Source organism: Streptosporangium sp. NPDC049078 (assembly GCF_040648855.1).
Classification (GTDB): Bacteria; Actinomycetota; Actinomycetes; order Streptosporangiales; family Streptosporangiaceae; genus Streptosporangium.
In genome coordinates, this window is sequence record NZ_JBEZEL010000014.1 from 272,561 (window position 1) to 284,511 (window position 11,951).

General features: G+C 69.6%; 11 protein-coding genes. 3 read left to right on the forward strand and 8 right to left on the reverse strand.

Going from position 1 to position 11,951, the window contains the following annotated elements:
* Nucleotides 1–7: 7 nt before the first annotated feature.
* Entirely contained in the window at nucleotides 8–1,234 is a 1,227-nt protein-coding gene (locus AB0B90_RS25140; RefSeq protein ID WP_350945882.1) for an endonuclease/exonuclease/phosphatase family protein, read from the reverse strand.
* A 24-nt stretch (nucleotides 1,235–1,258) separates the two neighbouring features.
* Nucleotides 1,259–1,573, reverse strand: a complete 315-nt coding sequence (locus AB0B90_RS25145) for a hypothetical protein (RefSeq protein ID WP_362925059.1) — start codon at nucleotides 1,571–1,573, stop codon at nucleotides 1,259–1,261.
* 53 nt (nucleotides 1,574–1,626) lie between these two features.
* Between AB0B90_RS25145 and AB0B90_RS25150 the strand changes: the two genes are divergently transcribed.
* A complete protein-coding gene (locus AB0B90_RS25150) occupies nucleotides 1,627–2,646 on the forward strand; it encodes a glycosyltransferase (RefSeq protein ID WP_350945881.1) in 1,020 nt (339 codons plus the stop codon).
* Here the strand turns inward: AB0B90_RS25150 and AB0B90_RS25155 are convergent.
* The 6 genes from AB0B90_RS25155 to AB0B90_RS25180 all read right to left on the reverse strand — a co-directional run bounded on the left by AB0B90_RS25155 (nucleotide 2,640) and on the right by AB0B90_RS25180 (nucleotide 9,191).
* Complete coding sequence (locus AB0B90_RS25155) at nucleotides 2,640–3,926, reverse strand: DUF4192 domain-containing protein (RefSeq protein WP_362925061.1); 1,287 nt, start codon at nucleotides 3,924–3,926, stop codon at nucleotides 2,640–2,642. The genes AB0B90_RS25150 and AB0B90_RS25155 overlap by 7 nt on opposite strands.
* Nucleotides 3,927–4,246: 320 nt before the next feature.
* The gene (locus AB0B90_RS25160) at nucleotides 4,247–5,047 is read right to left on the reverse strand and encodes an EI24 domain-containing protein (RefSeq protein WP_350945879.1); all 801 of its coding nucleotides are present in this window, start codon (nucleotides 5,045–5,047) and stop codon (nucleotides 4,247–4,249) included.
* A gap of 88 nt (nucleotides 5,048–5,135) precedes the next feature.
* Nucleotides 5,136–5,729 (reverse strand): nucleoside triphosphate pyrophosphatase, encoded by a 594-nt coding sequence (locus tag AB0B90_RS25165; RefSeq protein ID WP_350945878.1) that lies wholly within the window; start codon nucleotides 5,727–5,729, stop codon nucleotides 5,136–5,138.
* 55 nt (nucleotides 5,730–5,784) lie between these two features.
* Nucleotides 5,785–6,690: a hypothetical protein gene (locus tag AB0B90_RS25170; RefSeq protein WP_350945877.1), complete on the reverse strand. Its 906-nt coding sequence runs from the start codon at nucleotides 6,688–6,690 to the stop codon at nucleotides 5,785–5,787.
* A gap of 394 nt (nucleotides 6,691–7,084) precedes the next feature.
* Nucleotides 7,085–7,813, reverse strand: a complete 729-nt coding sequence (locus AB0B90_RS25175; RefSeq protein WP_362925064.1) for a peptidyl-tRNA hydrolase — start codon at nucleotides 7,811–7,813, stop codon at nucleotides 7,085–7,087.
* Nucleotides 7,814–7,880: 67 nt separating this feature from the next.
* Complete coding sequence (locus AB0B90_RS25180) at nucleotides 7,881–9,191, reverse strand: MFS transporter (protein WP_350945875.1); 1,311 nt, start codon at nucleotides 9,189–9,191, stop codon at nucleotides 7,881–7,883.
* A 314-nt stretch (nucleotides 9,192–9,505) separates the two neighbouring features.
* Between AB0B90_RS25180 and AB0B90_RS25185 the strand changes: the two genes are divergently transcribed.
* Both AB0B90_RS25185 and AB0B90_RS25190 read left to right on the forward strand, forming a co-directional pair.
* Complete coding sequence (locus tag AB0B90_RS25185) at nucleotides 9,506–11,236, forward strand: ABC transporter family substrate-binding protein (protein WP_350945874.1); 1,731 nt, start codon at nucleotides 9,506–9,508, stop codon at nucleotides 11,234–11,236.
* A gap of 90 nt (nucleotides 11,237–11,326) precedes the next feature.
* Nucleotides 11,327–11,707, forward strand: a complete 381-nt coding sequence (locus tag AB0B90_RS25190) for a DUF3224 domain-containing protein (protein ID WP_350945873.1) — start codon at nucleotides 11,327–11,329, stop codon at nucleotides 11,705–11,707.
* Nucleotides 11,708–11,951: the final 244 nt, after the last annotated feature.

The window sequence follows — 11,951 nt, forward strand, 5'->3', positions numbered from 1 at the left end:
CTGCGGCTCAGTGGCCAACCGATAGAACCGTTTGTTGAGGGCGGTGGTCGGACAGTCCGGCCGATCCGGGCATCTCGTAGCGGTGCACGAGGAGGTCCGGCGTGGTGAGCACCCAGTCGATCCGCCAGAGTTCGCCGACTCCCGCGAGGTAGGTGACCGGGTAGAGGGACGGCAGCGCCCGGGTGTGATCGACCAGCTTCTCCGGCAGCAGCCGGAGCATCCCCATCGCCGGGGTGGTGTTCAGATCGCCGCCGAGCATCACCGGATGGTCGTTGGCCTCGATGTCCGCGCGAAGCGCCCGATAGCTCGCCTCCCGCCGGCTGTGGGCGTACTGGTTGGAGTCACGGGCCTCGCCGTCGTACAGCCGCCACTCAATCGGAGGCTGGTTGATCTGCGTGTTGTAGAAGGAGACGACCGTGCCGTTCACCTGGATGTCGGTGCGCAGCGTCTCGACCGTGTAGGAGGTCGGCCAGTCCCGCATCACCTCCGGCACCGCCTTCTGGTCGTCGGGCAGCCATCGCGTGATGTCGAGCCCGCGCTCCCCGACGATGGGGAGCCGGGAGAGCGTGATCAGCTCCCCGGACGTCGCGACCTGGTATCCGGGGAACTCGCGCCGCAGCTCCGGCAGTTTGTCGATGCGGAGTGCCATGTCGGCGGTCCACTTCGACGTCATCATGTCCCCCGCCGAGGTGTCGACGTACAGATACTCCGAGAGCAGGTAGACGTCCGCGTCCATCTCGCGCAGGTAGTCGTAGAAGTCGGGGGAATAGCGGTTTCCGTCGGAGGTGCGCCAATCCTGGTCCCAGAACTCGGTGTTCCAGGTGACCACGGTGATCGCCCCGGGCGGTGCGGGCGGTGGGGTGTACCAGAGGGTCGCCACGTTGATCCCGCTCCGTCCCGCGCCGAGCACCAGGGTGAACACCAGCACCGAGATGACCCGCCAGCGGACCGGGCGCGCCAGCGGCGCCACCACCAGCACCAGAACCGGCACCGCCACGAACATGAACGGCGGCATCAGGTCGAGCGGGGCCCACAGCGAGGTGCGGCCGCTCACCAGCAGATGCACGACCACGAACAGCAGCCACCCCGTGGTGGCGGTCACCACCAGCCGGGTGCCCAGGCACCAGCGTCGCCGCGGCCGGATGAACCGACCGAGGCGAGCCCACCGGCCGGCCGGCTTCTCCGGGGGGACCTCCGTGGGCTGATCCTCGGTCAAGATGTCCCGGTCGCCCATCAGCACACCACCTCGGCACGTAGGTCAGGCCGGCGACAGCCATTGAAGATCCGCGATCACTTCCAGCGGTACCTCAACGTACTGACCGGTTCTTGTCGCTTCCTTGTCGTCCGCGCCCGCAGAATCAACCTCGACGCGGACCACGCGGGCCGCCGCACAGGCCGCGCGGAAAGAGAACCGTACGACGCGGCGAACCGGACGACAAGAATGAGACAAGCCGTCGCGGCTAGCGTGGAACGGAAGCAAGCCGGAAACAGCCGGAAACAGGGTGGTCCGATGCCTGGCGACGAGCCACGGCCGGTCGACCGAGAACCCACCGGGGCAGCCCGCCCTGATCATCGGCCAACACCCCGCGGTTCGGAAAGAGCGGCCTTCAGCCAATGGAGCGACCCATGAATCGAGAACGCCCGCTAGTCTCGGTCATCATCCCCAGCTTCAACCGATCCCACGTGCTACGCCTGTGCCTACGTGCGATAAAGGAGCAGACCTACTCGCCCATCGAGGTCATCGTGGTGGACGACTGCGGCACCGAGGACGCGGCGGAGGTGGCCAGGTCGATGGGCGTCACCGTGCTGCGCACCGAGGTCAACAGCGGGGCGTCGACCGCGCGCAACCTCGGCGCGGAGCACGCCCACGGCGAGATCCTGCTCTTCCAGGACGGCGACATAGCACTCGACCCGGACAGCGTCGAGAACGCGGTGGACATCCTCGGATCCGAGCCCGGGCTTGGTGCCCTGGGCGGCATCCTCCACCCCGAGCCGCTCGCGGCCAGCAGCCTCGCCGCGCAGTATCGCGCGCTGCAGATGTATCACTGGTGGATGCCGACCGACCGCCCGACCCTTGAGCTGCACGCCGCCGTGCTCGCCGTGCCGACCGAGGTGTTCAAGGAGATCGGCCCCTTCAACCCCCATCTGAGCGACACGGTGTCCGCGGACTACCGCTCCCGGCTGATGCGGAAGAACTACGGGGTGCGCATCACCGACGCCGTCCGCGGCCGGGCCGACCACGACTCCACGCTGCGGGTGATCCTGAAGAAGGTGTTCCGGCGCGCACGGGTGAGCGCCCGGGAATGGACCCGGGGCGAGACGCCCGGTGACTCCGTACCGCGCGCGTTCGGCGGTGTCCTGCTGGTCGCCGCCGTACCGGCGATCTCGCTGCCACTGCTGGTCGGTCCCGTCGGCGCCCTCGTGTCGCCGCTCCTCGTCGCCGCCGCCGTGGTCCTCGACGGCAGCACCTACCGGCGGGTGTTCGCCCGCCGAGGTCTCCTCTTCGGCCTCTACTTCGGCGCCGTCCATCTCCTGGTCACTTTCGTGGGAGCGGCGGGAGCGGGGGTCGGTGTGCTTCAGCGTCTCGTGGGGGGACGGCCGAGTGTTCCCTGGGTCCCCCAGACCGGTGAGCTGAAGCATCAGTGACGCGCCCCCGTAGCGGCCCCCTCGGATGCGGGGCCGCCGGGTTTCTCCAGTAGCGCGGCCATCGGAAGCAGCCAGGCCATCCGGGGAGTGCCCATCTCCCGGTCGAGCTCCTCGGGGCTGGGCATCCGGCCGTTGAGCGCGTGCGGTGGGACAAGATGGTGGATCGCGTGCGCGAGCAGGTGGGCCATCGAGTAACCGGGGTTGGCCTCGTGCGCCCGGGTGAGGGCGATGCCCGCCAGCGCGGAGTCTCCCCGCTGCCAGGCGACCAGGCCGAGCAACGAGGCCGCCGGAGGCACGAACCGCGGCTCGAGCCTCCGGGTGAGGTCGTGCCAGAGCCTGAGGTGCGCCTCGTGACTCTCCTCACCGACCAGCGCCCATGCCTCGTCACGGATCCTGATCACCGCCAGGTCGATCCCCAGCCTGGCCGCCTGCTCCTCGCCGAGCCGCCCTCCCGAGGCGTAGGTGACGATCGCCTCGCGAACCCTGGCCATGCCGTCCGCGACGAACTCCGCCGCGAACCCGTCGGCGTCGCGGCATCTGGCGAGCCTGTCGCGAAGCTCCGCCGTGAGACGGTCCGTCGCCTCGCTCATCGCCTGCCGCGCGGGCCCGGTGACCGGGTCGAGCGAGCGCTCCAGGGTCTGCCTGTCCGGCAGGGCGACCAGCCCGTGCAGGACCGCCTCGGCCGCGACCGCGTCGGCCCGCCGCTCGTACGGCACGCCGTCGGCCGGGCAGCAGTCGGTCCGCGCGCACTCGTACGACCAGTAGCGACCGCCTTCCACCCGGAGCGCGTCGACGACGACGAGATCGCTCCGGCGGAACAGCGCCACGGCCTCGTCGACGGCCGGGGTCACCAGCGGGCCGGGACCGTAGCCCACCAGGATGACCTGGGCGACGCCCTCCTTTCCGAAGAGCGGGACGATCTGGCCGAGACCGCCGGAGCCCAGGGGCAGATCCCAGCGGACGGTGAGGTGCAGCCTGATCCTGGGCGGACTGCCCGTGAGTCCGATGACGACCAGGCTGTCGGTGGGGTGGAACCCCAGCAGGTAGGGAACGGCCCCCAGCACGTCTTCGGTGGAACCGAGCAGGAGCCGGGGCGCCGAGGCGAGCGGGGATGGTGGGGAGTGGGGAAAGGAGGACAGGGAGGACAAGGAGGACTCGGCCGAGAGCGCAGACGAGGAAGAGGGCGCTTCGAACGAGGCCGAGGACTCGTTCGACGAGGTCGGGAACCGGGGGAAGGAGGACGCTGAGAACTCGGGCGAGGCCGGGTGGTCTGATGTCATGCCGGGAAGCCTCGCCGGAACCGTGCCGCCGTTCGCGCCCCGAACGGAGTTCTGTGGACAGAGCCCGCGGCCGTCCACAGCCGGACGGCCACCGACCCACGCACTCGCGACCACCTACAACGCCGCACCAAAGAAGGCAAGGACAAGAAAGAGATCATCCGCTGCCTGAAGCGCTACATCGCCCGAGAGATCTACGCGCTCCTACCTCCCCAGCCGGCCAAGAAGATCTGACTTCTGCCGCTTGACGAACCACAGGAGCATCCTCCGGCACCTGAAGGGGACGCGCCGAAGGCCCGGTGACTCTCTTCCCGGCCGCCCCCTCAGACACCCCTGTCGACGCGTGGGCCCTCGGCCGTCCTTCCCTCAGGGAGGACGGCCGGCGCCAGACGGGTGCGGACCATGATGGCCGCACCGGCCACCGCGGCGGGCATCGCGACCACCGCGACGAACGGGATGAGGAAGAGCAGGAAGAGCAGGACCCCGAAGCCGAGCGCGGGGGCCTTGTTACCCCTGAGCAGGCCGAATCTGCTCTTGCGCACCAGTCCTCTGCGCTCGAGGGCCAGGGTGGTCAGCTCGACCGTGAGGAAGAACCCGGAGACCAGGGCGCCCAGAACCGGCACCACCGTCTGCCCGATCACCGGCACGAACCCGAGGAAGAAGAGCGGGATCGTGAACAGCAACAGCCATCCGAGGGTGATCACGCTGTCCCTGATGGATCGGGGGATCGACTTCCACAGCGGAAGGTCGTGGCCGGTCGGCACCTCCCCGTAGGTCTCCTCCACCTTCTCGGAGAGCTTCTCGTAGAAGGGGTCGCCCAGGATCAGGGTGATCGCCGTGAAGGTCACCACCGACAGGATCAACCCGGCGACGAAGATCGCCAGACCGACCAGCCCTCGCAGTGCGGTCCGCGCCGCCTCGCCCCATCCGTCGGCGAACGGTGTGCCCCACGCGGCGAGGTCCAGCGCGTTCGTGCCGAGAAAGTAGAGGCCGGTCGCGTAGAGGGCGAACGCGATCAGCGCCGGGATCAACCCGAACAGCCACCAGCGCGGGTTTCGCGTGACCCAGCGCAGTCCCTGGAAGAAGAACCCGATGCCGTCCAGAAAGGAGCGGAAATGACCCATGGCGGAAGATTATCGGGATCGGCTCCCCTTGGGAGGACAGCCGACAATACCGCGAACGGCAGAGATCCCGGGAAAAGAAGCCGCGGCGTCAGGGACGCTGCCAGAGGCCGGGAACGGAGACCCCGAGGGTGCCCAGGAGGCGGCGGAGCAGGGGCAGGGAGATGCCCAGGACGTTGCCGTGGTCGCCGTCGATGCCGTCGACGAACCAGCCGCCGCGGCCGTCCAGGGTGAAGGCGCCCGCGACGTGGAGAGGCTCGCCGGTGGCGACATAGGCGGCGATCTCGTCGTCTCCGGCGGTGCCGAAGCGCACCACCGTCGCGCCCACCTCCGCCGCCTCGCGCCCGTCCGCGACGTTGATGACGCAGTGGCCGGTGAGCAGTCGTCCCTCACGGCCGCGCATGTCGCGCCAGCGGGCCACGGCCTCCTCGGGCGAGGACGGCTTGCCGTAGGCACGGCCGTCGAGTTCGAGGATCGAGTCGCAGCCGATGACCAGCCCGCCGCTCAGACCGCGGGCGACCACGGCCGCCTTCGCGCGGGCCAGCGTGAGGCAGAGCTCGCTCGGGCTGTCGGCGGTGATGGCGTCCTCGTCCACGCCGCTGACGATCACTTTGGGATCGAGTCCGGCGCTGCGGAGCAGGGCGAGGCGGGCGGGAGAGGCGGAGGCGAGGACGATCTGGGTCACGGCGACCGAGCCTAGCGCGGCTCTCCCCGTCCTCTCGCCACGGACTCGGGTGGCGCTATTTCACTCGAAGGGAGGAGACCGCGGTGTTGATGGCGCGCCAGTACTTGCGCTGGGTGTCGGGAATCGTGGCGAAAAGCATCGCGGGCTTGGCACCGGAGATCTCGGTCACGGCGACGGCGGCCATGGAGAAGCGCGTCTTGCCCTTCAGCTTGTACTTCACCCGGTAGGCGAGCAGCCAGCCGTTCTTGATCGGTTGCGAGGCGGTCCAGGTGATCTTGCCGCCCTTGGGGTGGTGGTTGAGCGTCCACCGGGCGGCCAGCAGCGCGGTGTCCTTGGACTCCCGTTGCACCAGGATCGGCACCGGGCAGCTCACGACCATCGCCCGGTGGCCGGCCCCCTTCGCCTTCGGCAGCACCTGCTTGGTGGCGAACGGCGACGCGCCGAAGACCTTCCAGGGCTTGCCCAGGCGGACCAGCGACACGCCCGATTTTTCGTCCTGGACGCGGCGCTTGCCCTTGGCCGCCTTGCCCGAGAGGCGGGCGAGCCGCTTGTCGCGCGGCAGGTCGGGCACTCGGGGGTCGGTGAGGGCCGCGATGACGGCGCTGCGGTCGGGCGCCGGCTCGAAGCCGTCGGACACCGAGGCGGGGGCGGCCGTCTCGGAAGGACTCGGGCTTCCCGAGGGGGTCGCCGACGCGGACGGGGTGGCGGAGGTGGTGTCCGAGGGGGACGCCGACACGGCGGATGCCTGCGTGGACGGCTCCGCCGAGACTGAACCGGGCGAGGGTGGCGCGGCAGATGGCGCGGCGATCTGCCCCGTCTTTCCCTCGCCCGGTTGATCTGAGGAGCCCGAGGAGACGAAGCCGACCACCGTCGCGACCGCGGCCACGATCACCGCGACGCCCACGGCCAGGATTCGGTAGATCACGCGCATCGGCAGGTCGCCGATGCGGGACCGTTTCACCGGGGAATCCGGTAGCTTCGGGGGACTCTCCGCCACGATTTTCGGCATCTCCGACGTGGCCGCCTCGGCGGTCACGTATGTCGGCGCGGGACCCGTCTCCCGGGTCCCCTGAGTCCCACCCAACCCATCGAGCACGATCGGGAGCGTACGACAAATCCGGTTTTCCCGTGCGGGATCCCCATCACACTTCGGGAACGAGTACCTTTCTCGTCCCCGGGGGAAACGCTCCGCGACGAATACGGAATGTTCGTGGAATGCGGGGCCGGGCTCACCTCCGATGTCTCCTCCCGCGAGGCGGGAGCCGCACACCGACCTGCCGATCGTGCGCGCCGGCCCCGGGCCCCTCACCGGCCGCGGGCGACCCGCCGTCCGGGAATCGAACTCCCCGAAGGAGTCACCGGCCGCCCTCGCGCAGCCAAGGGGCGTCCGCGACGACCGTACGGGAGCCGGGCTCGATCTCGGTGAATCCGGCGTCCCTCACCACCGGCAGGCCCGAGGCGACGAGCCCGGCCCACGCGGCGGGATCGGCGGTGCGCACGGAGACCGCCAGCCCCTTTTCCCGCCAGGCCCTCCTGGCGTCGTCCGTGCTCGCCTGCCAGGCGAGCTGGGCGGCGTGTCCCGCCTGGGCCATGGCCTTGCCCGCCGACATCGTCAGCCCCGGGTTGAGCCAGAGCACCACGTCTCCCGGTGGTCCGGGCTCGGAGGAGTCGGTGAGTTCGGTACCGGAGACCTGGAGCCTGGAGAGGTCCTTGGGCCAGCCGTCCAGTGGGACCGGCGGGTGGACGCGGACCTCGGCGGTGCCCGAGGTGACGGTGACACCGGGCAGGTCGAGCACCCTGCGCCACTCCGCCCCGCGCGCTCGCCGGACGACCTTCCTGAACCGGCTGCCGTCCCAGACGCGTACCGCCTCGGCCCACTCGCCGCCGTCGAGGGCGCGCGGGTCGTCGAGCAGCGCCAGCACGGCCAGTGCCGCCGCCTCCAGGGCGTCGGTCCGCTCGGGCGGCGCGGAGCGTTCGATGCGCACCACCAGCGGGAGGACCCTCCTGTCCCGATCAGCGTCTCCGCCGTCCCCGCCGCTCGTCCCGCCCGTCGCCCCTGTCGCGTCGTCCCCGGCGCCGGTCATGCGATCCTCCCCGGCCACCGCGCGTCCGATCCGGTTCCGTCTCCCGCGGTTCGCCCGCCTCGTTCTCTCACGCCTTCAAGGATGCCTGCTTCCCCGCGGTGGACTCCCCGCCGAGGGACGACTTCCTGGTGATGGCGATCGACATGACGGCGGCGGCGAGGCAGAGGAGGCCCGCGGCGTACCAGGCGAGGTCGTAGGCGCCGAAGTGGTCACGGGTGACCCCCGCGGCGACCGCCGCGATCGCGGCACCGACCTGGTGGGAGGCGAAGACCCAGCCGAACACCACGGACCCCTCCGGACCGTAGATCTGGCGGCACAGGGCGACCGTGGGCGGGACCGTGGCCACCCAGTCGAGGCCGTAGAAGATGATGAAGACGAGCATGCTCGGCTCGGCGGTGGCTCCGAACAGGCTGGGCAGGGCCATCAGCGACAGGCCGCGCAGCCCGTAGTAGGCGCCGAGGAGGATGCGCGAGTCGACCCTGTCGCTCAGCCAGCCGGACGCGACGGTCCCGACCACGTCGAAGATCCCGACCAGGGCGAGCAGTCCCGCTGCCACCGGTTCGGCCATGCCGTGGTCGTGGGCGGCGGGGATGAAGTGGGTGCCCACCAGGCCGTTGGTGCTCATTCCGCAGATCGCGAAGCCTCCGGCGAGCAGCCAGAAGGGCCGCGTACGCGCCGCGCTCCACAGCACGCCGAGTGCGCGTGAGGCGGCGCCTCCCACCCGTGCCGGCCGAACGGCGGGGGGTGCGGCGGGATCGGCGCCCAGAGCGGTGGTGCCCACCTCCTCCGGCCGGTCGCGCAGCAGGAACCAGACCAGGGGGACCACGGCGAGGGCGGCGACGGCGACCGTGACGGCCGCCGACCGCCACCCCCTGTCCGCCGCCAGATGGGCGAGGACGGGCAGGAAGACGAGTTGCCCGGTGGCCCCGCCCGCTGTCAGCACGCCGGTGACGAGGCCGCGGTGGCGAACGAACCAGCGTTCGGTGAGGGTGGCGGCGAAGACCAGGGCCATCGAGCCGGTGCCGAGCCCGACCAGGATGCCCCAGCAGAGGATGAGCTGCCAGGGGGCGTTCATCAGGATGGTGAACCCGCTGCCCGCGGCGACCAGCAGCAGGGCGTACGTCACCACCCTGCGCATGCCGAAGCGGTCCATGAGTGCGGCGGCGAAGGGCGCGGTCAGCCCGTAGAGCATGAGGTTGACCGAGACGGCCAGCGAGATCGTGCCCCGGGACCAGCCGAACTCCTCCTGCAGCGGTGTGATCAGCACCCCGGGCGTAGCCCGGAACCCCGCCGCGCCGAGGATGGCCACGAACGCGACTCCCGCCACGATCCAGGCGCGGTGGAGTCCGCGGTTGGGCGCCCGAAGTGTCGTTGTCATGGGCCCCATAATCGTGGGGCGGCATCTCGCCCAGCGAGTGGCCCGAGTGCCAATAATCGCAAGAATCAGGCCAGAGAGCCTTCCCGTTCACGGATACACCCGTGACGCGAACCCACAAGATCTCCATCTCACATTTTGGGTGAATTCGCTCAAAGGTTACGTTTTTCCTATTCTCCTGACCTGAGGGTTTCGCACTCGGCATGGTCGCGGAGCGGGCACGATGCCCGTCCGGGTCTCGCCCGGTCGCGAGAGGTGACGATGCTCGACCGGCACGGGGGCCTTGCCGGGGACCGGGCGATCGAAGGGGTGGTGCCGTGTTCCACGCACGAAGGCCGGGAGGGTTTCTCGCGCTGCTCGCGGCCGGCTCACTTCTGCTGGGCGCCTGCGCCGACGACGGCACGGCGGACGATCCCACGGCCTCGGAGTCGGGTCCACCGAGAGAGACCATCACCTACGCCTACGAGCAGGAGTTCCACTCCTACAACAACAACACCACCGGGGAGAACGCCACGCGCAACGCCGCCCCGCTGCAGCGGGTGCTGACGGGCTTCTGGTTCTACGGCGAGAAGGGCGCGATCACCCCCGACAAGGACTTCGGGACGTACGAGAAGATCTCCGACGACCCGCTGAGCGTCAAGTACACCATCAACGACAAGGCGGTCTGGTCGGACGGCACCCCGATCGACTGCGACGACGTCATGCTGTGGTGGGCCTTCCGGTCCGGCAAGGTCAAGGGCTTCGCCTCCGCCGACACCACCGGCCTTCGGGACACTCGGATCCCCGACTGCGAGAAGGGCGGCAGGGAGTTCACCCTGGTCTACGACAAGCCGTTCGCGGACTGGGTGGCCGGAGGACCCGGCGCGACCGAGATGATGCCCGCCCACGTGGTCGCCAAGCAGGACGGCCTGTCGGAGGAGGAGTTCATCGCGGCGGTCAGAGGGGCCGACTCGCAGAAGCTGGAGAAGGGCATCAGGTTCTTCAACGACGGCTGGGTCTCCGAGGGCAGGCTGCCCGACGCCGAGCTGATCCCGTCCTCGGGGCCGTACAAGCTCTCCAGACTGGACGCCGGACAGCGGCTCACCCTCGTCGCCAACGACAGGTGGTGGGGCACCCCCGCCGCGACCCCGACGATCGTCGAGCGCTTCATCACCCTCGACGAGCAGGCCCAGGCGCTGCAGAACCGCGAGGTCCAGATCGTCGAGCCCCAGCCGGGGCCCGACGTGCTCAGGCAACTGCAGTCGCTGCGGGGCGTGAAGGTCGGCGTCTTCGAGAAGTACACCTACGAGCATCTGGACTTCAACTTCGACTCCAGCCCGTTCAGGGACAGGAGGCTGCGTGAGGCGTTCGCCAGGTGCGTACCCAGGCAGCTCATCGTCAACACCCTGATCGGCCCCGTCGCGCCCGCCGCCAAGCCCCTCGAGGTCCGCACCGTGGCCCCCTTCCAGGCCAACAGCGCGGCGGTGGTCGCGGCCAGCGGCAGCGCGGGCCTGTACGAGCGACAGGACATCGCGGGCGCCAGGGCGCTGCTACGCAAGGCCGGCAAGACGGGCCTTGAGGTGAGCATCGGTTACCAGACCCCGAACCCGCGCCGTACCGCGGCGGTCCAGCTCATCATCGAGGCCTGCGACAAGGCCGGTTTCAAGGTCGTCGACAAGGGTTCCGAGGACTTCCTCGACAACGTGCTGCCGAACAACGGCTACGACGTGGCCCTGTTCGCCTGGTCGGGCTCCACCCTGGTCAGCGGCTGGGCCTCCAACTTCACCTCGCCGGGAAAGTGCGACGCCCAGAACAAGGGGAGCAACAACGGCTGTTACTCCAGCGAGCAGGTGGACCGCCTCATCGCGAAGCTGAACTCGACGGTGGACCTGGAGGCCCAGAACCCGATCATCGGTGAGATCGAGAAGAGGCTCTGGAGCGACCTGGCCACCATCCCGCTCTTCCAGCATCCGGGACTCAGCGCCTGGGACGAGACGCTCCAGAACGTCGTCCCCAACCCCGCGCAGTCGACCATCACCTGGAACATGGACAAATGGCAGCTCTCATAGCGGATGCCACGCGGAGCCGTACCTGACATCAGGCGTCAGGTACGGTCGCCAGGATTGGCGCGAGATCCGGAACCCCACATGGGAGCACACATGCCTCGCGCCACAGGAACCTTCACCATCGACAGCTGGGAGCCGCAGACCTACGACGAGGCCGAGGGGGCGACGCTCACCCACGTGCACCTCACCAAGACCTTCGACGGTGACCTGGTCGGCACCAGCACCGCCGACATCATCACCGCGATCCCGCGGGTCGAGACATCGGCGGCCTACGCGGGCTTCGAACGCTTCACCGGCACCGCGCACGGCCGTGAGGGCACCTTCGTGCTCCACCACACGGCCGGGGAGGCGGGGCTGAGCTGGACGATCCTTCCCGACTCCGGCACCGGCGAGCTGCTGGGCATCCGGGGCGGCGGCCAGATCGTCAACGACGGCGGCGCCCACTCCTTCCACCTCGACTACGAGCTGGGCTGAGAACGCCCCCCTCGCGCGCCGGCTTCGCACCCGGCGCGCGACCGGCGTTCACCACCGGTTTGCCGGTTTTGGTGGCATGTCACAGCTCGCGTCGAGCCAATCGAGAAAGCCGCTTCCCCGCCGTTGACGCGCCCGTAGCACGTATGTAACCTTTGGCCAACACCGCGCAAGAATATTGCAAAGCACTGTTCGTTTTCTTGCTACTCATCGCAACTCTCCAGGGATGCACCGCGTCGTGCACCTG